We start from the raw sequence: 22,188 nt of genomic DNA on the forward strand, positions 1-22,188 counted from the left end.
CCCGGTGCCGACAAAGGGACCGGCACCCAGCTCAGAAATAACGCAACCAGCGCACAGAAGGTTTGTTTCTCTTGACCCGCGCAAACCAGCGGCAGGGGCCGTACAGCACGGCCACCACGCCAGCCGCCAAAGCCCAGATCTGCCAGACCTCATCGAGCCCGAAGCGGTCCCCATGGTTGGGGCCGACTTGATGGAGCAAGACCCAATGCAGCAGGTGCAGCAGGTAAAGATGAACCAGGTAGAAGAACATCGGCGCGCCCCCGATGTCGGCCAGCGCACTCCCCCAGGCGGTGCGCTCGAACAAGGCCAGGGCCAGCAAGCCAAGCCCCAAGGTCAGCAACAGAAACTGCAGCGATGGGGGGTACTTGGTGACGTTCAGAAAGGCCATCAAGGTGTGCAGCGGCGATGCACCCGGCACCCAGGCGTGGTCCCCATAGCCGTTCAGCTGCCGCAACACCCCAAAGCCGAGCAGCGCCAACAGGCCCAGGCCCGTCAGCCAGGCCCGGCGGCTGCGGCTGGCCACCTGGGTTGAATACAGCGGCCCCAGGGCATAGCCCAGCAGCATCACGCCGATCCACGGCAGCACCGGGTAGGAACTGCGGGCGCGCAAGCCCCAGCCCAGCAGCATCACGCTGCGGTCGTGCAGGATGGCCCAGGGGATGAACGCGGCCTCATCCGGCCGGAAGTGCAGCCCGTCGAGCGCGTTGTGGCCCGCGATGATCAGCAGCGCCAACGCCCACTGCAGCGGCCTGGGCAGGTAGATCAGGGCCGCCAATGCCAGCATGGACAGGCCAATGGCCCAGATCACCTGCAGGTAGATCATGGGGGGCGGCAGGCTGAAGGTCCAGGCAAAGTTCACCAGCGTCAGCTCCAGACCGATCAGGATCGCCCCGCGCTGGGCCAGAAAGACCGCCGTGTCGCGCCGGCTTCCGCCGGGTCGACTGCCCCTCAACCAGGCGCTCAGCCCGGTCAGCAGCACGAAGACCGGTGCGCAAAAATGACTGCACAGGCGGGTGAAGAACAACTCTGGCGAGGTGCTGGCCAGATTCATCGGGTCGGCCACCTGTTGATGCAGAAAAAAGAACTCGCGCACATGATCGACGGCCATCAAGGCCATGACGGCCCCACGCAGACGATCGATGCTGCTCCAACGGTGCAGCGACTGGGCCAAAGAGGTCATGGTTCTGCCATTCAGATAAGGACTGTAGAAACGCCCCGAGGCCAGGCCCGGGGCGCACGAACAAGCGCAACAACAGGCGCGATAGCAGGGGCGATAGCAGGGGCGATAGCAGGGGCCGATCCATGCCATGCGCACGATCAGCCCCCTGGCCTTCACATCTTCACGTTGAGCGAAACAAAGGCGGTTCGCCCGGCGCCGGGCGAATACATGGGCTGGGCGCTGCCCGAGGGCCAGAAGAAGTTGTCGTACCAGACATAAGCGCTGTTGCGGTTGGCCAGGTTGCGCACCTGAAGGTCCAGGCTCATCGAGGCACTCAGGGTGTAACGGACATTGGCGTCCCACTGCACAAAGCTGCCGAACTTGCCCTGCGCATTCAGGTCGTCGATGAAATACGAGCCCTGGGCCCGCCCCTGCAGACCCAGCCGCCACTTGTCATTGGCCTGGTACTCGGCCCCCACCGTGCTGATGTGGCGCGGGGTCGCAAACACCTCCTTGCCGGCCAGCGAGACGCCCGAGGCCGTGAACGCGCTCACCACCTTGGCCTCCTGCACCGAATGCGAGGCCCACAACTTGAGCTGGCTGCCCAGGCGGGTCGACCCTTGCAGGTCCAAGCCCTTGCGCCGGGTCTGCCCCAGGCCCACGGTGGTCCCGGTGCTGGGCATGTTGGCCACTTCGTCGGTGGCCTCCTGCAGCCACAGCGCCACCCGCAGATCGGTCTGGGCATCGGGCTTGTACTTCACGCCCACTTCGGTGCCGGTGTTGATGGAAGGGTTGAACCGGCCCTGTGAGGCCGAGGTCAGGTAGGCCGGCGCACGCGAGCCCGTCAACACCTGAAAGGTGCGGCCCCAGTTGGCATACAGGCTGGTCTCCTTGTCCAGGCTGTAGACCAGGCTGAACTTGGGCTGCTTGATCCAGCCGTAGTCCTGCAAGGGCCCGGTCACGCCGCTGGTTCGGATCAGCGTGTCCCCCGTGAAGCGATCCACACGCAAGCCCGGGATCAGATTGAGCCGGTCGCTGGGCTTGATGATGGCCTGCACGAAGGCCCCCACGTTGTTCAGCGTGTACTGGTCGTCGTTGGACGTGGTGGTGGGCCGCGAAAAATCCGTGGGCAAGGCATAGGCATAGCGGTAGCGCTGGTACAGGTTCTTTTGGCGCTCCACGTTGAGGCCACCATCGAGCACCCATGCCGGGCTGGCCCGCCAGGTGAGCGTGCTCATCAGGCCGCTCTGGTGTTCATCCCAGAAGCGGCGCTGCCGGGGCAGATTGTTCAGGCTGGTGGCGGCGCTGTTGGTGAAGGTCACCCGGCGGTCATCACTGTATTGGTTCATGTACAGCTTGTGGCTCACAAACAGCTCCGGTGCCAGCTGCCAGTCCAGATGAAAGCTCAGATGCTTCATGTCACGGTCGTCGCCGTCGTTGCCGTTGTGGGCGCCCGACTGGGATGGGTTCTGCGCCATCTGGGCTGCGGTCAGAAAGCCAGGCTCCTGGGCCTGGTGTGAATACAGCCGCGCCACCACGCCCGCCTTCATCAGGCCATCGGGCGAGGTGACAAACCACTTGCCCGCCAGGCTGTATTTCTCGGACTGTGAATGGCTGCGCGCACCGTTGGAGTCTTGCTTGGCCAGAAAGTAGTTCTGTGCAAAGCCCCCCTCCTCGCGGCCCAGCGCCAGCTGCACCTCACGCGTGTCATGGCTGCCGTAGGTGAAGCGACCCTCGGTGTAATTGCCCCCTTGGCGGGTGCCGAAGTTGATGTTGCCGCCGATGTTGTGCAGGCCATAGCGGGGATCGTTGGTGCCACGCACCACCTCGATGTAATCCAGCTCCAGCGGGAAGATCATGTCAACGAAACGCTGGTTGCCGCTGTTCACATTGCTGGGCACGCCATCGATCAACACCTTGATGCCATTGATGTAGCCCTCGCCATTGAAGGCCCGGAAGGTGGCCTTGCCCGACTCGGCGCCCATGCGGGTTTCGGTCAGCTGGATGCCGGGCAGTTGCCCCACCAACTCCCAGCTGTTCATGACGCTCTGGTTCTCGATCTTGTCGGCCCCCAGGATGTCGACCGAGGTCAGCACACTGCCCGGGGACAGTCCGCCATCACTCTGGGCATGCACGCTCACCTCGCCCAGCACGATCGCCGGGTCAGCCTTGGCCCTGGCAGCAGGCACCAGGCCCGACAGGGCGGATGCCACCGCCAGTGGCAAAAAATTCTTGTCAATCAAAAACACAACGCTCTCCACGGGGCACAGCCCCATTGCTCGTGAAAAATCAACGGCCTGTGCTGCCAACGTGCGCCACGCACGGGCAAGCGGCCGCAGGCCTGCAGCGCCAAGGCAGCAGGCCAGACCAGGGGTCAGAGACAGATCAGAGAAGAGCGGAGAGAGGTGGCGCTCTGGGCGCCGGCGTCAGCCAGGCCACCTCCAGCGGCACGCTGGGCAGGTCGCGGGGCAAAAGGCTGGGCTGGGCGGCGGCGAACCGCACTGGCACCGGTGGCTCGCCCGGCACGTCGATGTGCTGGCTCGCCAGGTGCGCGCAGACCACGCAGATGTCGGTCTCGGCGTCGGGGCTGGAGTCACCGTCAGCGGGCGTGGCCACTCCCTCGGTCGACAGGGCCGTGGGAGCCAACATGCGCCAGCCATTCCGGTGCGACAGATCGTGCGCCATCGGCAGGACCGCCGTGCCGGCCGCAGCCAGCAACAGCATCCAGACGAATCGAACTATCCAGGATCGGTGCATCCGGCGATTCTAGTGGGATGCCCAGCCGCCAAGACCGACACGGCGTCGCTCAAGGCAGGGCACGGGGCCGCCGCCGAGCCACAGGCTGTGACAGCAAAACCTGACCTATCTCAGTGAGACACACCGCCGAGTTGTGCACAATGCCCGCTGGGTCTGCCAAAGTACGGACCCCGTGCGGGGCCCGCAAGGTGTCGCCCTGGTCAGCATGGCGCCTGACCCCGTCCCGGCGCCCGCCCTGCCGCACGCCCTCTCCAACCTCAGCCCTGCTCACCGTTCTATGCTCAGTTTTCTCCCGCCCGTGCTCAGGGGCGTCATTGCCTTCGTGCTGCTGGTCCTCAACACCTTGTTCTGGTGCGCCCTGCTGTTCATCCTGGCGCTGTTCAAGCTGATACTGCCCTTTCAGGGCGTGCGCACCTTCATCGATCCCTGGCTGAACCGCATCGCCACCGCCTGGATCAGCTGCAACAGCGGCTGGATGGCCCTGACCCAGCGCACCCGCTGGGATGTGCAGGGCGTCGACCAGCTGCCCTACAAGGGCTGGTACCTGGTCAATGCCAACCACCAGAGCTGGGTCGACATCTTTGCGCTGCAGCACCAATTGAACCACCGCATCCCGATGCTGAAGTTCTTCATCAAGCAACAACTGATCTACGTGCCAGTGATCGGCCTGGCCTGGTGGGCGCTGGATTTTCCGTTCATGAAACGCCACTCGCGCGACGCCCTGCGCAAGAACCCGGGCCTGCGTGACCAAGACCGCGAAACCACCCGCAAGGCCTGCGAGAAGTTCGCCCTGGTGCCCACCAGCATCATGAACTTTGCCGAAGGCACGCGCTTCACGCCCGAGAAGCACCGCCGCACCTCCTCGCCCTACCGCCACCTGCTCAAGCCCAAGGCCGGCGCGCTGGCCATGTCGCTCAATGCCATGGGCGAGCGCTTCCACTCGCTGATCGACGCCACCATCGTCTACCCCGCTGGCGTGCCCAGCTTCTGGGAGTTCCTGTGCGGGCGCTGCCCGCGCGTGATCATGCGCGTGCACCAGGTGGCCATTCCGCCCGAGTTTGCCCAGGGCGACTACGACAAGGATTCTGAATTCCGCGGCACCTTCCACCGCTGGCTGGGTGATCTGTGGGAGCGCAAGGACGCCGAGATCGACACCTTGCTGCAAGCCAAGCCCACGCAAGGCAAGCGCCGCTGAGGCCGGGCGGGCCACCGGCCCGTCAAACACCTGCCACATCCGGCAGGCCACAATCCCCCCGTCGGGCTGCAACCGCAGCCCGCACCATCCACTCTGGAGCCACCATGCCCAACACCCGGGACACCGACAAGTCCATTCCCCTCGACCAACCCCTGGTCAACGGCCTCACGCCGGCTGAGATCTTCACCAGCTGCGTCGAAGGCTTCAACTTCGGCGCCGCCCACCAGGAGAGCTGGATCGAACGCTTTGGCGAACCCGAGTGGGATGCCGAGTTCGTCAACGAACGCACCGGCTTCACCTGCCGCATCGCCACCTTCTTCGAACTGCTCGAAGACGAAACCGGCGACGCCGAGGCCGAGGACTACACCGTGCTGCGCTACGTGGTCGAACTCCAGCTGGGCGATGCCCAGTACATCTCGGTGATGTGGGAAGCCCACAACGCCGGCCCGGCCGACGCCGAGTTCATGAAGCAGTGCGCCCACAAGACCTTGATCAAGATGAGCGCCGTGATCGGCGTCAAGGTCGGCTACGAGCTGATGCAGGATCCGTCGGAGTACTGATCCACGGGCCCGAACAAGCCCCCCCCCTGCCCTGTATGGACGGTTGGGTGAGCACCCCATTTTTGTCACTATGATCAAGTGCTAAAAATGACCATCAAGTAAAAGGGGTGTAATTTAATGGGGGTTTGTTACATGAGTCTCAAGGCTCCGGGTCGATCGCTCGGCCCGATGATCCTGGCAGGGGCGCTCGCGATCGGGCTGAGTGCCTGCGGCGGGGGCAGTGGCGGTAGCAGCGACATCGGCACCGGCGGTCAAAGCACCAGCAGTGCACCGTCAGCCCCCACGGTCGCCATCACGAACGGCAGTGCGGCCTACGCGCAAAATACGGTCAAGTTCACCGCCAGCAGCACCGACCCGGCCGGACGCGCACTCAGCTTCACCTGGGATTTTGGCGATGGTTCATCCGCTGTGAGCGGGGCCAGCGTGGCGCACGTTTTCGCCGCCGCAGGCACCTACAACCTGAAACTGACCGCCACCAACACGGCCAATGTCTCGGCCACCAGCACCCTTCCCATCCAGGTGCTGTCCTCGGCCCCCTCCGCGCCCCAGCTGACCCTCAACAACGGCGCGGCGATTTACGCCACCACGCCCGCCAGCCTGAGTGCCAGCAGCACCGACCCCCTGGGTCTCAACCTGGGCTACAGCTGGGATTTCGGCGATGGCCAGGGCGCAACCGGCGCCAACGTCACCCACACCTTCAGCTCCGCTGGCACCTACACCCTCAGTGTCAGGGCCACCAACACGGCCAGCCAGTCGACGACCACCAGCCAGCAGATCACGGTCCTGACCCCTGCCGTGACCACGCCCACCATCAGCAGTTCGTCCACCTTGCCCTTGGTGGGCCAGGCGGTCAGCTTCACGGGGAGCGCCACCAGTGCCAAGGGCCTGGCCCTGAGCTACCAATGGGCCTTTGGCGATGGCAGCACCGGAACGGGCAGCCGTGTCACCCATACCTACACAAACGCCGGCACCTATTCGGTGAGCCTGACGGTTCAAGACAGCAATGGCGCCAGTGCCAGCGCAACGCGGCAGCAAGCCGTTGCAGGCACGGCGGCCAGCAATGCCCTCAGTGTGGATTGCAGCGGCAGCAATTGTGGTGCACTCAGCCCCAGCAGCTACTCGGGCAACGGCGTCGGGGCCTGGCGCTTCGTCAACCCCGACAACGCACCCGCCGTGCTCAACATCAACATCGCGGGGGTGAAGTCCGGGCAACAGGCGACCCTGGTCTTTGCCAACACCGGCACCACGACCACGGCCCAAAGCCCGTCCGTGGGCACCTTGAGCAGCCCGATACTCAGCAGTCCTGTGACCCGTGCCACATCGGCGGCGCCGGTTGCAGAGCGCCTGCTCAGCACCGATACCGAGGCCCATTCCCACAACGACCTGCTCGCCAAGAACCGCGCCTTGTCGGCTTTGTTGTCGAATGGCAAATCGAATGGCAAGGCAGCGCCCATCGCCGGGCGGGCCACTCAGGCCAACCCGACCCCGGCTGTCGGGGCAACGCGCACCTGGAACGACCTCTACGACAGCGTGACCGCCCCCGTGCCCTACGCCACCACCGCGGCCGCCACCTGCACCCTGCCCTCCGGGCGGGGCGTGGTCTTCTGGCTGGACCCGAACGCCACGCTGGCGGGCTCCACCAGCGCCAGCGACATCAGCGCCATGCAAGCGGCCGTCTGTGGGGCCTCAGGTGGCTTTGATCGCATGAGCGCCCTGCTGGGCGATGTGTGGGGGGCCGCGGCCAATGCCTACGCCAGCCAACTGATCCAGGACGGCAGCAACCTGCAAGACATCAACATCGTCATCGTCAATGCCCCCGATGAAACGGGTTGGGCCGGCTACTTTTATGGTCTGAACAACTTTCTGAAGACGGCAGCCACCTCGACGGTCAACTCGAATCAGGCCCTGGTGTTTTTCATCAATGCCAATCAGATCCGGGTGTCGCGGGCTTATGCGATTTCGTCCTTGCTGCACGAAGCCACCCACATGACCAATTTCTACCAGCGCGCCGTGGCCCGCGACACGGCCCACGACACCTGGCTGGAGGAAACATCGGCCATGATGACCGAAGACATCGTGGCCCCGGTGGTCAACGCTGGCTACAACCCGATCACATCGATCCGGGTACCCAGCTACATGGCAACAGGTGGTGGCACGTCCTACATCAACTGGACATCGCTGTCGGCCAACAACTACGCCATTGGTGGCGCCTTTGGGGCCTACCTCAATCGTCGCTACGGACTGGCGGTGTACCAGCAACTGATCACCACCTGCAACGACGGCGGCACCGCCAGCAACGGCAGCCACACCTGCCTGGATGCCCTGATCAAGGCCAACGGTGGATCGGGCTTTGCAGATGACTTCGCCCATTTCGGGGCGGCGCTGTTCGCCCCGTTGCCGCTGGCCCAGGCCATCGACCGCTACGGCCTGCCCAGCAAGACCGATGGCAGCTACACCCTGGGTGCGGTGGACACCACGCTGTACGCCAGCAAGCTGCCCACCCAAGCGACGCCCATCGGCGCCACGGGCTTCACGGCCACCAGCCACTATTACAACGTTGACACCCTCGCGGCCGGCGCCGTGAGCTATGTGCGCAACAACGTGATCGTGCCCGCCGGCAGCACCCTGACGCTGGTGATCCGCTGACATGACGCACCGCACCACCGCGCTGCGCCTGGTTCTGAGCCTGGGCTGTAGCTTGGGCCTGGCGGCTTGTGCCAGCCCGGGATCCACCACCACGCCAGGCCCGTCGCCTGCACGGGAAGGCCAAGATTCGGCCATCCCCTGGTCGGGCGTGGGCCTGTTGACGCTGAAGGGCAGCGCCCCTTTCTCGTGGTGGGCCTTGCAGACCGATTCGGGCCAGGTCTGGCGGCTTGAGCTGCCCGCCACCCTGCCCATGACCGCGCTGGAGCCCAGGCAGAACTGCCAGGTGAAGGCCAGCGGCGACGCATCGGATGGCCTGCTCGGCACCCGGCTGTTGCAGCTGCGCAGCCTCGTCGGCTTGCAACGCCCCGAGCTGGGCGCCCCGGAAAACCTGCGCTGCCAGTTCTCATTCACGGCGCCCTGACACCCCGGGCTGGGCCCAAGCCGCGCTGAAGCGCCACGGTGCCGCGCCAGGATTGGCGCGCAAAAAAAGCCCGCTCTGCGCAAACGCAGGCGGGCTGGGTGGGTTGGGCTCGGATGGCAGGCTCTTAACAAGGGCCCGCCGCCTCAGCAAGCCCTCAATTCTTGTGCAGATCGCCGTTCAGGATGTCTTCGCCGTTGTCGAGCTTCTTGGCGAAATCGATGTTGCGGCGGGTGCGCACCACTTCCAGGCCACCGGTCTGGTTGTGGCGGCGGAAGGTCACGGCATTGATGCCCACCAACTCGATGGCCTTCACGGTCTTGCCGTTCAGCGGGTGGCCTTCAATGTCCACCTTCACCAGCGACGAGGCCATCAAGGCCACTTCAGCGGCCAGGATCACAGCGTCGCCCACCGGAATGCCCAGAGCCGAGTTCACCTCCAGCAGGCAGTTGCGGCCCACCGAGATTGGCGTGTTGTTGCCGCCCGAGAGGACGCCCAGGGTGGAAGCACCACCACCCAGGTCGGTGCCCGCGCCCACGAACACCGACGAGCTGATGCGGCCTTCGACCATCGACGGGCCTTCGGTGCCGGCGTTGAAGTTGATGTAGCTGGCACCCGGCATCAGGGTCGTGCCCTCGCCCAGGTAGGCGCCCAGACGCACCTTGTGCTGGTCGGTGATGCGCACGCCCATTTTCACGGCATTGATGCGGTGCACATACAGCGGGAACTTGTCGACCATGTGCGGCGCAAATTCGGTGTTGCCGAATGCAGCACCCAACAAAGCCTGATCGATTTCAGCCGCGTCCATCGGAACATCACCCACCCAGGCCACATTCGGGAACTTGGTGAAAATCTTGGTCAGGTTCAATTGATTCGGCTTGAAATGGCGATTGCTCAGGCCATAAAGCTTCAGGGTGCTGTCTTCAACGCCTTGCGGCTCGATATCGTCGAAGATGAACGTGGCCACGATTTCAGAAACCGCACCCGCCGGGGCTGCGGCCAGTTGGGCCGCCGCCTGCTGCAGCGCCACCAGGTTGGGGTGCTGCTTGCCGTCGTTCACGAATGGGGCGAAATAGCGCAGGGCCTCAGCCAGCTGTGCAGCGCTCAGCACCACGTTCTGCACACCGGTGGGCTCAATGCCCAAAACCTTCATCAAAATGGCGGCGCTGCCAGTATTCTGGCCCGGGCCATTCACCACCGGATAACGCACCGAGGCCAGCGTGCGATTGGCTGTATAAACCTGACGCCCCACCGCAAACAAAATCGGATTTTTATAGGCCGCAGTGGCTTGATAATCGCTGACAATGCGCTTGAATGCGTCGGCGTCCTGCGGATAATCTTGGGTGGTCTGGCTCATTATCTGATTCCTTCGCCCCGGCTCGGGCTGATATTGACGAAAAATGTCCAAAATTATAAGGGGGATGGCCCCCTGCCCGCCTCGGGCGGCACCGATGGCCGTGGGCTGCAGGGGGTGATGTGCAGGGGTAACATCCGGGCGCACCCCTGAACCCCATCGGAGCCCGCTTGACCTCCCCGACCTCCCCGCCCTTCCTGCGCATGCCCGCCTTGTTCCTGCCCCACGGCGGTGGCCCCTCGTTTTTCATGACCGGTGAGCGCAAAGAGCGCTACCAGGCCACAGAAGACTTTCTGCGCAGCGTCGACAGCCTGCTGCCCGCCCGCCCCCAGGCCATCCTGATCATCACCGCCCACTGGGAAGCCGAGGTGCCCAGTTTCACCGGCGGTGCCCACCCCGGCCTGATCTACGACTACTACGGCTTTCCGCCTGAGACCTACGCACTGCAGTATCCGGCACCCGGTCTGCCGGCGCTGGCGCAGCGGGCCAGTGAACTGTTGCTGGCCGCCGGCCTGCCCGCCCAGGTCGATGCCGACTACGGCTGGGATCATGGCGTGTTCATCCCGCTCAAGGTGATGTACCCACAAGCCGACGTACCTGTGGTGGCCATGTCGCTGCAAGCCAGCCTCGACCCCGCCCTGCACTGCCAACTGGGGGCCGCCCTCAGCCCCTTGCGCGACGAAGGCGTGCTGATCGTCGGCTCAGGCATGAGCTATCACAACCTGCGCCAGTTCGCCCAGGCGGCCCCCCTGTCGCACGATTTTCACGACTGGCTGGACAGCGCCCTGCAAGGCACCCGGGCCCAGCGCACCGAGCAACTGGCGCAATGGCGCCGAGCCCCGGGCGGCCTGGCATCGCACCCGCGCGAGGAACACCTGCTGCCCCTGATGGTGGCCAGCGGGGCTGGCTCTGATGGGCCGGGCCGCAGCCTGTGGCGCGGCGCGGTAGGCCCCAGTGCCCTGGGAGCCTGGGCTTTTGATTGAGCCTGGCAGGGCCTTCGCTCAGCGCATGCCGGCGCCCAGGTGGGGCAAGTCGGAAAGCTCTGCCAGATCGGCCACCACCGTGGCATTGAACAGCGAGTCGCTGAAGCCCGGCCCGCGCCGTTCGCTGGGGGCCGCCAAGGCCAGTCGCTCCATCTCGGCGGCCGGAATCGGGCGCGAGAACAGGTAGCCCTGCAATTCATCGCAGCCCATTTGCATCAGCCAGTCGCACTGCTGCTGGGTTTCCACCCCTTCGGCCACCACCTTGAGGTTCAGGGCCTTGGCCAAGCCGATGATCGAGTTCGCAATCGAGCGGGCATCTTCGCTCTCCGCCAGATCAGACACAAAGGCCCGGTCGACCTTGAGCTCCGAGGCTGGCAAGCGGCGCAGCGTGGCCAGGCTCGAGTAGCCGGTGCCAAAGTCGTCGATCGACACATGCAAGCCGATGGAGCGCATTTTTTCAAAGGTCTGCTGCGTGCCTTTGGTGTCTTCCATGGCCACCGATTCGGTGATCTCGCAGGTGAAGCGACCTGGCTGCAGGTGGTAGCGGTGCAGCGCCTCCTGAATGCGTTCCACCAGGTCGTCCTGCCGCATCTGGTAGCCCGAGATATTGACGGCCACACGCATGCGCAGCCCCAACTCGCGCCAATGCCCCGCCACGCGGCAGGCCTCTTCGATCACCCAGTTGCCAATGGTGCCGATCAGGCCGTTGCGCTCGGCCAGCGGGATGAACACTGCCGGGCTCACATGTCCCCGCGTGGGGTGATGCCAGCGCAACAGGGCCTCGGCCGCGGTGATGTGCAGGGTGCGGGCGTCCACCTTGGGTTGAAAGTAAAGCTCCAGTTGCCCTTGTTCGATGGCCTGGCGCAAATCGGCCACCAACAGGGTCTGCTCGCGCAGATCGGCACTCATCTGGGGGTCGTACAGGCAGAAATCACCGCCCCCCTGGCGGCTCATCTGCCGCGCCGCAATCGATGCGTTCACCAGCAGGCGCGAACGGCCGCCATGTTCGGGGTAGATCGACACACCGATCGAGCAGGTCAGCACGGTGGTGCCATGGTCGTGCGACAGTGGCTGGGCAAATCGGTCCAGCAGCAGGCGCGCGGTCTCCAGGCCCACGCTCCCATTGCCCGACAACAGCAGCACAAATTCACCGTCGTTGAAACAACTCAGATCGGCGCCCTCGGGAAGCAGGGCCTCCAGTCGCTGCGCGCTCAGCTTGATCAGCTGGTCACCAAACTCCTGGCCAAAGGCCTGGTTGTGCGACTTGAACTCATCGATGCTCAGAAACACAGCACAAAAGGCGCTGCCGTCTCGATCCGCCCGCACAGTCCAATGACCCAGCGCAGTCTCGATGCCATGCCGGTTGAGCAAACCCGTGTTGTTGTCGTACAGCGAAAGGGCATCCATTTCTTCAGACACCGTCGCCAACTTCGCCCGGATGCGCCTGGAACGCCAACGCTCCCGCAACAACAAGCCCAGAGCCACAAAGGTGCACAGCAGACTGAAGGCGAGGATTTCCAACGAGATTTGAAAGTCTGCCATGCAGACGATGATGCGTCAGGTTTGCGGGCGCACTACCCCAGTAACGTCAATTACTTCTCGAAAAGCCATAAATGATTCATTGAATCATCACCCGGGGCCTGTCCATCACCCGGCTGGCACGGTGCATGCGCTTGGCGCCGCGCCCGGCGCCAAGCCCATCAGGCTTGGGCGTACCCCATCGGGTTGCGATGCTGCCAGCGCCAGCTGTCTTCACACATTTCTTTCAGGCCCCGCTGCGCCTTCCAACCCAACACGCGGTTGGCCAGGCTGGGGTCGGCGTAGTAGCTGGCCAGGTCGCCAGCGCGGCGCGGTGCCACCTCGAACGGTATTTTCTGCCCCGTGTACTGCTCGAAAGCCTGCACCATCTGCAGTACCGAAATGCCCTGCCCCGTGCCCAGGTTGGCCATCAGGCAGTTGCGGCCCGTCAGATCGCCCTGCAGATAACGCAGGGCGGCCAGGTGGCCATCGGCCAGGTCCATCACATGGATGTAGTCACGCACCCCGGTGCCATCAGGGGTGGGGTAATCGTTGCCAAAAACGCTCAGTTGCGGTCGGCGCCCCACGGCCACCTGCCCAATGAACGGCATCAGGTTGCCCGGCACGCCCCGCGGGTCTTCACCCAGCAGGCCGCTGATGTGCGCCCCCACCGGGTTGAAGTAGCGCAGGCAGGCCACCCGCCAATCGGGGTTGGCGGCGGCCACGTCGCGCAAGATGTATTCGACCATCAGCTTGCTCTGGCCGTAGGGGTTGATGGGGGCCAAAGGCGCCGACTCGGGCAGTGGCGAGGCATCGCTGTTGCCATACACCGTGGCCGACGACGAAAACACCAGGGTCTTCACGCCTGCGCGTTGCATGGCCCGGATCAGGGTCACCGAACCCGACACATTGTTCTCGTAATACAAGGCCGGCTCGGCCACCGACTCACCCACCGCCTTGAGGCCCGCAAAATGGATCACACCCTGGATCGGGTAGCGGGCAAACAGCGCATCGAGTGTGGCCGCATCACGCACATCGCCCTGCACCAGGGTAGGCTTGAGCCCCCCCACCTCATGCATGCGCTCCAGCACGGCCGGCACGCTGTTGCAAAAATTGTCGAGCACCACATACGGTATGCCTGCCAGGGCCAGGGCCACACCCGTGTGGCTGGCAATGTAGCCCGCACCACCCGTCAACAAAATCATGATTCCATCCCTTTTTCTTTATCAAACCGGCTCGGGCTTGCCAAAGAAGTAGCCCTGCCCCGCATCGTAAATGCCCACCAGACGCTGGGCATCCATCTCGGATTCGATGCCTTGTGCCACGATCTGCACGTCCATCGAACGGGCCAGGGCCGCAATGGCATTCACCCAGTCACCAGACACCTCTTCGCCCTCCACCTCATGGATCAAGGCGCTGTCGAGCTTCACGTAATCGGGCGGCACCTGGCGCAGCACGCGGGTGGACAGCGCATCCAGGCCCAGGCGGTCAATACCAAAGCGAGCCCCCTGCTCACGCACCATCGACGCAAAGGCCCGCGCCGCCTCGATGTCTTGCGAGCAGCCAAAGCACGTCAGCTCAAACGACAACAGCTTGGCCTGCTGGCCTTGCTCACGCAGCACACCGCGCAGCCAATCCACAAAACTGCGCTGCCGCACGCTTTGCAGCGACACATTGATGGCCATCGGCATGGCCGGGGCACCATGGCCGCGCAAACGGGCCACCGCCAACAACACCACCGCGCGGTCCACCTCGGGCATCAGCTTGTGGCGCATGGCCATGGGCACAAAGCTGGCGGCCGGCACCAGGCCGTTGTGCTCGTCAAGCAGTCGCACCATCAGCTCCTGGTGCAACAAGCGCCGATCGTCCAGAAACACCACCGGCTGGGCCAGCAGGCGCCAACGGTTGTCGTTCAGGGCATGCTGAATCAGCGCACGCCAGCGCTCGGAGCCCAAGGCGTCCAGATCGGTGCCCAAGTGGTTGCTGGCAAACACCGAGTTGCGGCCCTGTTGGCGCGCCGCCTCGATGGCCAGATCCAGCCGGGCCATCAGATGGCTCTTCTGCTCGCCGGGGTTGAAAGGCACCGCCCCCACGCTGCACGACACGCCAGCGTCTTCTACGTCAGCCAGCACCTCGTGCAGGCCGGCCAGCAACTGGTGCGCCAGATGGCGCCCTTCCTCAAACCCCACATCCACCAACACAAAACCAAAGCTGGCACCGCTCAACCGAGCTGAAATGCGGGCATGCCCCTGCAACACCTCGGCGCTGATCCGGGCCACCGACTGCAGCAAGGCATTGCCGCGCAGGTAGCCGCCGCCGGTGTTCAGGTCTTTGAGGCCGTTCAACTCCAGGCCCACCAGCACGCCATGGATGTGCGGCTCGGGCCCCGACAGCAACTCGCCCAGGTGCAGGTCAAAACTGCGCCGGTTGTCCAGGCCCGTCAGCTCATCGTGCAAAACCTGCTTGCGAAAGCCCTCCACCTTGGCCGTTTCTGCGTCCAGGATCTCGGCAATGCGCCTGGCCATGTCGTTCATGGCACGCACCACCCGGGCCAGCTCACGCGCTGCGGGCTGGGTCACGATCTGCTCGAAACGCCGCTCCTGGATGGCCCGGGCCGAGCGCTCGATGGCGTACAGCGGGTTCAGGATGATCTGCAGCAACAGGTGCGACAAAAACAAGGCCACCAAGTAGGCCAAAAACACCCACAGCGCCACTTCTCGGGCCGACTTCCAGAGGTATTGGTAAGCGTATTCGGGCTGGCTTTGCACGATCACCTTGCCCAACTGGCGCCAGCCCGACGACACAAACGCCTCGCCCCCCGGCGACGCCAGAGGAAACGCCCGGGTGAACCACTGCGGCACCTCGGCCACCTTCTCGGGCAGCTCCCGCTCCACCAGCACCTTGCCCTTGGCATCGGTGACCACAATGCGCTTGAAAAACCCGCGGTCGAACACACTGGCCACATTCAACTCGACCAGCACCATGTCGTCGCGCCCCATCGACTGCGCCAGGGGCAGCGACAAAGCCGTCGCCGCATCCTGCGCATGCGAGGCCAGTTGCTGCTCCAGGTAATCGCGCGTGCCGCGCACACTGAACACCAGCAAGCCCGCCAAAATGCCCAGAAACACCAACGAAATCACAGCCAGAATCTGACGACGCAAAGTCATGCCTGCTCCCCTTCGTCACCTGATTGATGTCGCCCCGAGGGCAGCGCGTGCGCCACCCACCCCATGGCCATGATCACCATCAAGGTGAGCACGTTGGCCGGCAATTGCAAATTGAAATCGACCCAGCTGTGAATGGCCAGCGCGGTGATGGCCATCATCACCCCAAAGGCAATACCGCGCGGCAACGAGGTGCGCCGGCGCGCCATGGTGCGTGCAGCCACCCCAAAAGTCATCAGCACAAAGCTGCCCAAAATACCCAAGCCCACCAAACCATAATCGCAGGCCAGCTCGATGTAGTCATTATGAGCATGGTCAAAATAGTAGGGACGGGGCGTGCGATAACGGATATAGCTGCCGTAAAAACTGCCGCCCCCGGTGCCAAACACCGGAAACGCCCGCGCCAAATCCAGCGCATGCATGGCCGCATCCTGGCGCGCTTCTATCGACTCTTCGGTTCCACCGGCCTGATCGGTCACCGCGGTTTCCTGCACCCGGTGCACCACTTTGTCCAGCCCCACCCACGACCCCACCACCACCACGTCCACAATGATCAGGCTGATGATCAGCGTGACCATGGCCGGAGCCGAACGCCGCGTGAGCGCCAGCGTGATCACCCCCACCACCAACAAGGCGGCAAAAAAGCCGGCATTGCCCATGCGCGAACGGGTCAGCACCAGCGCGATCACCATCACCACCAGCAGCAGGCGCAGGCGCATCTTGGGGCTGAGCACAAACTGCATCATGCGCGCCAGCCGGTGCTTCCAGCCCGAACCCTGCTGCCGCTCATTGCCCAGGCGGGCCAGCATCAGGCCCACCCCCACGGACAGGCAAAGCTCCATGTAACCCGCAAAATGGTTGTGGTAGCCAAAAGTGCCCTTCACGCGGTCGTGAATCACCTCAAAGAAATAGATCTGGTAATGCGCCCCGGCCGAGAACAGCATCACGCCAATCACCGCCTGCACCACGCCCGCCACCACCAAGGCCATGGCCAGGGTGTCCAGCCGGGCGCGGTCGCGCACCGTCAGCAACACCAGCAGAAAAGCAAAAAAGTACCCGGTTGAAAGCGACGCGTAAATGCGGGTCTGAAACACGTCCAGCGAAATACGAAACGGCGCCACCCCATCCTGCACCCGCCAGGTCTCGGGTGATATGAGCTGCAGCCAGGCCGACGGCAGCTCCCAGGTCTGAAACCAGACCAGCAAGACAAACAGGGCCAACACCCCCAGAGGCCACCGGAAGGCGTACAGGCGCTGCCAAGCCTGGTCGGCCTGGTGCCGCCATGCCCACACCGCCCCCAGCAACAGCAAGGCCACCCACAGCACCAGAATGCCCACGGCAAACGTGCGGTTGCTGCCCAAAGGCAAAGGCGCCCAGAATAACAAGGCGATCAGGCCGCCAAAAATCCATCCATCCCTGACAACGGTGGTGCCGCCTTGATGGCTGCTGCGCACCCCGCGATTTGTGCTCTTTTTGATTCGCGCCATCCCTGATCCGAACCGGCTGACTAAAAAAAATGGCAGCGCGCAGCTGCCATTTCGGGGATTTTATGCAGTCAATCAGCTGCGGCTTGCGCCACCGCCGCCGCCACCACCAAAGGTGGAACCGGCCGAGGAACCGAAGCTGCTGCCACCGCCGCCAGCACCGGTGCCGCCACCGGTGTTGCCACCACCTGCACCCGTTGCGGTGTCCAGCGAAGCGACGTCCACACCACGCACGCTCTTGGCGGCGGTGATGATGGAAGCTTTGTCGGTGTCAGATGCGCCGAGGGTCAGTGCGGCCACCACAGCGTTGGCAGACGACGGAGACACTGTCAGCACGGCGGTAGTAACAGCCGTTGCCGATTGGCCTTGAGCGACCAGTTCGACAGCCAGAGCGGCGGGCGAAACGCCTGCGGCAAGGGCGGCTTGGACAACGTCTGCCAGGCTGCTGGTCGCCAGCGCCGAGCGAACCTGATCGGCCAGCGCAGTGCCGGTTTGGCCCGGAGCGAATTGAGCGTTTGCTGCGAAGCCGAGGGCTGCGATGCCCAGTGCGACCACAGCCTTCTTGGTGAAACTGTTCATAGTGACCTCTCTGCTTTGGTTGAAAGTGCTGCCAGTCTAGCAAAAGCCGTTCATTGGAACAACTTTTTTGTGCGGAGCAACAAAGTGGTGAAACTGAATGATCTGATGAAGTTGCTGCACGGATTCACCAAGTTGGGGAGAATTCTCTGAAATTGTCGTCTCAATGCCCGAACCAGCGACAGAAATCTGCTGCCAATTCTGTTTTTGGTGCATTGAACAAGGCTATTAATTAGAAAAAAATTTTTGCTCCCGCCTCCGGCGGACAACAAAAAACCGCTCATCCCCCGCTCGGAATGCGCCCCCGGCAGGACCCCCCGTCTTGTTCGACAGGTCTTCCAGCCGCGTGACCGTGCTGTTGGCCCGCACCAAAATCCGCGCCCCCACGATGAAATGCGGCACCGTGAACGCCACCTTCTCGCGACGCTCTGCATGGTGGGTGGTCGAGTCGCACACCAAGTTGGCCTTGTCTTGCGCAATCACATCCATGCGGTCGGCCGCCGTCACCTTCACATCGTCGATCGGCAGGTCGCGCACACCGGCCTTTTTGTGGATCACTTCCGCCAGCCGCAAGCACCCGTCAATGACATAGCCCACCGGCTTGGCGTCGGCATCGATGGGTAAGAAACGACATGGACGGACGCCTCACGGTGCGCCACGCCACGCCACGATGCTGCTCAGTGCTCGGCCCTGCGGGCCCACCTGGATCGAACTCTTCGCCGTCAAATGATGCCCCAAGGCCGGCCGCTCATCTTGACTGACGCGCTCCAAGTGCACCCAGATCGTGCCCATGCTGACCGACAGGGCGCGAGACCTTACAAGTGTCGGTGCGTGCCAGCGGCATTTTGAATGCCCTCATGCTGGGGCTAACCAGCATTTACAAGATCACTGCGCACTCAATTTTTAAAAAATAGGTAGGTTGCCTGCAACCTGACTCAGCTGAAAAATGAAAATCAATAAATACCAAGTCTCATTGACGCATTTTGGAAAAATCAAACTTCTGTCCTCACCCCACACCCCGCATTTAATCTGACGCCATCACTGGGTTGCATCCAATGTCATCGCTTGCGCGATATATCATCTCGTTGCAAGAAATTGCTTTTTTTACTTCCAAAAGAGGCTTCCATGACATTTTTCGCAACAACAAAGCGCCAGTTTTTGGTCTTGATGCTGGGCGTTGCATCGTTTGGTTTGGCCCAAGCGGCCGACCAGGGCACAGCGGCCGAGGCTGAGGCCATGGTCAAAAAAGCCGTGACCTATATCAAGGCCAATGGCCCCGAGAAATCGTATGAAGAATTCACCAACGGCAAGTCTTTCAAAGACCGTGACCTGTACATCGTGGTGTATGACCTCAATGGCAAGAATCTCGCACAAGGGGCCAACCCCAAACTGGTCGGCAAAGACCTGATCGGTTTGAAAGACCCGGACGGCAAACCCCTGATCCAGATGTTTGTTGATCTGGCCAAAACAAAAGGCAAGGGCTGGGTCGAGGGCTATAAGTTTCTGAACCCAGTCACCCAGAAAATCGAAAACAAAGCCATGTACCTGGAGCGCCTGGGCGACACCTTGGTGGGTTGCGGCATTTACAAAAACTGATTTTCAACCACCGAGCGCGGCCTGCTCCGCACTCTGCAGCAACAGGCCTTGTATTTCATGGGGAACGCACGATGAATTTGCGCGACATCAAAACGGGCACACGCCTGGGCTTGGGCTTTGCGCTCATTCTGGGCGCTTTGGCGGTTCTGCTGGCAGGTGCCTTGATCAGCAACAGCGTCAGCCGCGACGCCTTGCTGCAAACCCTGTCCAGTGCCTCCATGCGTGAGGACTTGGCGCAAGACATGCGCCGGGCCCTGCTGAGCAGCGCGGTATCGGTGCGCAACATGGGCCTGCAGACCAAAGTGGAAGCCGTCCAAAGCGACGAAGCCGAGGCCAAGAACCAACGCGCAGCCTACCTGGCCGCCAAGGCCAAACTGGAAGCCAACAGCCTCAGCCCCCGTGAGCGCGAGATCTTCGGCCGCCTGATGGAGATCGACCGTCAGATGGACACGCATTTCAAAGAAGCTGTCGACCTGGCCGCCCAGTTCAACACCGAGCAGGCGGGCAACATCATCACCGGCAAGATCGACCCGCTGTTGCTCAAAGCCACGGCAGAGCTGGGCGACTTCATTGCCCTGCAAAAACTGCACACCACGGAGGTGACCGAACAGACCAATGCGAGCAACCAGGCCACCGTGACCGTGATCGTGGTCGCCGGCGTGATCGTGCTCGGCATAGCCGCCCTGCTCGCCTGGCGCCTCACCATCAGCATCACGCAACCGCTGCAAGTCGCCATGCAAGCCATTGGCCAGGTTGCTGCCGGCGACCTGACCAGCCCCATTGAAGTGAGCGGCCGCGACGAAGGCGCCCGCATGCTCGCCAGCCTGCAAGACATGCGCGACGGGCTCGCCCGCATGGTCCGCGAAGTGCGCGCAGGCGCCGAATCGATCTCTGACGGCACCCACGAAATCGCTTCAGGCAACGCCGACCTGTCCCACCGAACCGAAGCCCAGGCCAGCAACCTCGAAGAGACCGCAAGCTCCATGCAAGACCTGGGCAACGCGGTCAAATCCAACGCCCACACCGCCCGCCAGGCCAATGAAATGGCCGGCACAGCCAGCCAGTCGGCCGAACAAGGAGGCGAGGTCGTGGGCCGCGTGGTGGCCACCATGGACGAAATCAGCCACGCCTCACGCAAAATCGCCGACATCATTGGCGTCATCGACGGCATTGCGTTTCAGACCAACATCCTGGCGCTCAATGCCGCGGTTGAAGCAGCCCGCGCCGGAGAACAAGGCCGAGGCTTTGCCGTCGTGGCCAGCGAAGTGCGCAGCTTGGCCGGGCGATCGGCTGAGGCGGCCCGTGAGATCAAAAGCCTGATCACGGCCAGCGCAGAACGCGTTGAACTGGGCAGCCGCCTGGTGACCGAAGCGGGCACGTCCATCCAGAGCATCGTGGCCCAAGTGCGCGGTGTGGCAGAAATGATTCACCAGATCAGCGTCTCGGCCGACAGCCAGACCGGCGGCATCGACCAAGTCAACCACGCCCTGGGCGAGCTTGATTCGGTCACCCAGCAAAACGCTGCCCTGGTCGAAGAGGCTGCCGCCGCTGCCGACAGCCTGAACCGCCAGGCCGCCCGCATGGTGCAGGCCGTGAGTGCCTTCAAACTGGCAGACCAAGGACACCCACCCTTGGACAGCAACTTGCGGCTGAACCACGCCAACGGCGCGCCCAGCCCACGCCAGGTACCGCGGCTGACGTGATTGACGTGATTGACGGATCTCAGCCCTTCAGGCGGTGCAAGCGGCTCAGAACGGAACCTGATCCGTCGGGTACTTCCAAAAATCCTTCAGCAAATAGCTCACCGGCAGGTTCAGCGCCACATTGCCGGGCGGGATCGGGCGCATGAACCAGCGCTCATACACCGGGTAGATGTCGCGGCTGACGATCAGGCGCTTCATCTCCTCATCCACCAACTGCTTCAGCGCCACATCGCCCTTGGGCAGCATGATGGCCAGCGGCTCGGTGGTCAGGTAACGGCCCACCACCTTGAAGTCGGCCGGCGTGGGGCTGCTGGCCACCAGGCCAAACAGCAGCACATCGTCCATCACAAAGGCATCGGCCTTGCCCTGCGCCACCATCTGCAGCGCCTGCTGGTGGTCGGAGGCCTCGGTGATCTTCAGGTTCAGCAGATGCTGCCGGTTCAGCTGGTCCATCACCTTGAGCGGTGTGGTACCACGGGTAGAAACCACCGTCTTGCCCGACAGGTCTTCCAACCGCGTGACCGTGCTGTTGGCCCGCACCAAAATCCGCGCCCCCACGATGAAATGCGGCACCGTGAACGCCACCTTCTCGCGACGTTCTGCATTGTTGGTCGTCGAGCCGCACTCCAGGTCGGCCTTGCCTTGCGCAATCACATCCATGCGGTCGGCCGCGGTCACCTTCACATAGTCGATCGGCAGGTCGCGCACACCGGCCTTTTTGCGAATCACCTCCGCCAGCCGCAAGCACAAGTCGATGGCATAACCCACCGGCTTGCCATCGGCATCGAGGTAAGAAAACGGAATGGACGCATCGCGGTGCGCCAGCACCAGGTGCCCGCCCGCCTTGATGCGATCCAGCACACCGGCGGCCTGGGCATTGAAAGTGGCCAGGGCCAGCAGCACGGCGGCGACACTTGAGCGGCCAGGGGTAAAAGACATCATGAAGCGCACAGCAACCTCGGCTACAAACGACCTCGCCGCAGCAAGCAGGCTTCATGCCCACCTGCCGGGGAACACCCGGCTCGGCGGCCTGCAAACTGGCGGGTTGGCAAAGAGAAACCCCGTGTCCCTGATC

18 protein-coding genes are annotated in these 22,188 nt (G+C 63.3%); 7 read left to right on the plus strand and 11 right to left on the minus strand.

The annotated features are described in order from the left end of the window. Positions 1 to 31: 31 nt before the first annotated feature. From F624_RS0123690 to F624_RS0123700, 3 genes are all read right to left on the minus strand, one after another. Positions 32 to 1,180 carry an acetyltransferase domain-containing protein gene (locus F624_RS0123690; RefSeq protein ID WP_019576860.1) on the minus strand — a complete coding sequence of 383 codons (1,149 nt, stop codon included), beginning with the start codon at positions 1,178 to 1,180 and terminating at the stop codon, positions 32 to 34. Positions 1,181 to 1,332: 152 nt separating this feature from the next. Continuing rightward, positions 1,333 to 3,408: a TonB-dependent receptor gene (locus F624_RS0123695; protein ID WP_245573722.1), complete on the minus strand. Its 2,076-nt coding sequence runs from the start codon at positions 3,406 to 3,408 to the stop codon at positions 1,333 to 1,335. A 136-nt stretch (positions 3,409 to 3,544) separates the two neighbouring features. Continuing rightward, complete coding sequence (locus tag F624_RS0123700) at positions 3,545 to 3,808, minus strand: hypothetical protein (RefSeq protein WP_157443603.1); 264 nt, start codon at positions 3,806 to 3,808, stop codon at positions 3,545 to 3,547. A 385-nt stretch (positions 3,809 to 4,193) separates the two neighbouring features. On the opposite strand from F624_RS0123700, the gene F624_RS0123705 reads away from it, so the two are divergent. The 4 genes from F624_RS0123705 to F624_RS0123720 all read left to right on the plus strand — a co-directional run bounded on the left by F624_RS0123705 (position 4,194) and on the right by F624_RS0123720 (position 8,738). Then, positions 4,194 to 5,111, plus strand: a complete 918-nt coding sequence (locus tag F624_RS0123705) for an acyltransferase (RefSeq protein ID WP_031256059.1) — start codon at positions 4,194 to 4,196, stop codon at positions 5,109 to 5,111. 104 nt (positions 5,112 to 5,215) lie between these two features. Continuing rightward, positions 5,216 to 5,671 carry a hypothetical protein gene (locus F624_RS0123710; RefSeq protein WP_019576864.1) on the plus strand — a complete coding sequence of 152 codons (456 nt, stop codon included), beginning with the start codon at positions 5,216 to 5,218 and terminating at the stop codon, positions 5,669 to 5,671. 132 nt (positions 5,672 to 5,803) lie between these two features. Continuing rightward, positions 5,804 to 8,317 carry a PKD domain-containing protein gene (locus F624_RS0123715; RefSeq protein WP_169426684.1) on the plus strand — a complete coding sequence of 838 codons (2,514 nt, stop codon included), beginning with the start codon at positions 5,804 to 5,806 and terminating at the stop codon, positions 8,315 to 8,317. A 1-nt stretch (position 8,318) separates the two neighbouring features. Then, complete coding sequence (locus F624_RS0123720) at positions 8,319 to 8,738, plus strand: hypothetical protein (RefSeq protein ID WP_019576866.1); 420 nt, start codon at positions 8,319 to 8,321, stop codon at positions 8,736 to 8,738. A 154-nt stretch (positions 8,739 to 8,892) separates the two neighbouring features. Here the strand turns inward: F624_RS0123720 and F624_RS0123725 are convergent, their stop codons facing one another. After that, entirely contained in the window at positions 8,893 to 10,092 is a 1,200-nt protein-coding gene (locus F624_RS0123725; RefSeq protein ID WP_019576867.1) for a tetrahydrodipicolinate N-succinyltransferase N-terminal domain-containing protein, read from the minus strand. A gap of 167 nt (positions 10,093 to 10,259) precedes the next feature. On the opposite strand from F624_RS0123725, the gene F624_RS0123730 reads away from it, so the two are divergent. Continuing rightward, positions 10,260 to 11,072: a DODA-type extradiol aromatic ring-opening family dioxygenase gene (locus tag F624_RS0123730; protein WP_031256061.1), complete on the plus strand. Its 813-nt coding sequence runs from the start codon at positions 10,260 to 10,262 to the stop codon at positions 11,070 to 11,072. An 18-nt stretch (positions 11,073 to 11,090) separates the two neighbouring features. Here F624_RS0123730 and F624_RS0123735 read toward each other — a convergent pair whose 3' ends face one another. The 6 genes from F624_RS0123735 to F624_RS32790 form a co-directional block, all read right to left on the minus strand. Beyond that, positions 11,091 to 12,614 (minus strand): putative bifunctional diguanylate cyclase/phosphodiesterase, encoded by a 1,524-nt coding sequence (locus F624_RS0123735; RefSeq protein ID WP_084679634.1) that lies wholly within the window; start codon positions 12,612 to 12,614, stop codon positions 11,091 to 11,093. A gap of 158 nt (positions 12,615 to 12,772) precedes the next feature. Further along, on the minus strand, positions 12,773 to 13,795 hold the full coding sequence (galE, locus tag F624_RS0123740) for a UDP-glucose 4-epimerase GalE (protein ID WP_019576870.1): 1,023 nt from the start codon (positions 13,793 to 13,795) through the stop codon (positions 12,773 to 12,775). A gap of 21 nt (positions 13,796 to 13,816) precedes the next feature. Further along, complete coding sequence (locus tag F624_RS0123745; RefSeq protein ID WP_019576871.1) at positions 13,817 to 15,757, minus strand: EAL domain-containing protein; 1,941 nt, start codon at positions 15,755 to 15,757, stop codon at positions 13,817 to 13,819. Next, a complete protein-coding gene (locus F624_RS0123750; RefSeq protein WP_019576872.1) occupies positions 15,754 to 17,241 on the minus strand; it encodes an O-antigen ligase family protein in 1,488 nt (495 codons plus the stop codon). The genes F624_RS0123745 and F624_RS0123750 overlap by 4 nt, the downstream gene beginning before the upstream one ends. Positions 17,242 to 17,313: 72 nt before the next feature. Further along, positions 17,314 to 17,817, minus strand: a complete 504-nt coding sequence (locus tag F624_RS33635) for a hypothetical protein (protein ID WP_019576873.1) — start codon at positions 17,815 to 17,817, stop codon at positions 17,314 to 17,316. 225 nt (positions 17,818 to 18,042) lie between these two features. Then, positions 18,043 to 18,411 (minus strand): transporter substrate-binding domain-containing protein, encoded by a 369-nt coding sequence (locus tag F624_RS32790; protein WP_245573723.1) that lies wholly within the window; start codon positions 18,409 to 18,411, stop codon positions 18,043 to 18,045. 498 nt (positions 18,412 to 18,909) lie between these two features. Here F624_RS32790 and F624_RS0123765 point away from each other — a divergent pair, with 498 nt between their 5' ends. After that, entirely contained in the window at positions 18,910 to 19,410 is a 501-nt protein-coding gene (locus F624_RS0123765; protein ID WP_245573724.1) for a cache domain-containing protein, read from the plus strand. 71 nt (positions 19,411 to 19,481) lie between these two features. Then, entirely contained in the window at positions 19,482 to 21,113 is a 1,632-nt protein-coding gene (locus tag F624_RS0123770; RefSeq protein ID WP_019576877.1) for a methyl-accepting chemotaxis protein, read from the plus strand. Positions 21,114 to 21,158: 45 nt separating this feature from the next. Here the strand turns inward: F624_RS0123770 and F624_RS0123775 are convergent, their stop codons facing one another. Continuing rightward, positions 21,159 to 22,052 (minus strand): amino acid ABC transporter substrate-binding protein, encoded by an 894-nt coding sequence (locus F624_RS0123775; RefSeq protein ID WP_031256069.1) that lies wholly within the window; start codon positions 22,050 to 22,052, stop codon positions 21,159 to 21,161. Positions 22,053 to 22,188: the final 136 nt, after the last annotated feature.

It is taken from the genome of Curvibacter lanceolatus ATCC 14669, assembly GCF_000381265.1.
Classification (GTDB): Bacteria; Pseudomonadota; Gammaproteobacteria; order Burkholderiales; family Burkholderiaceae_C; genus Curvibacter; species Curvibacter lanceolatus.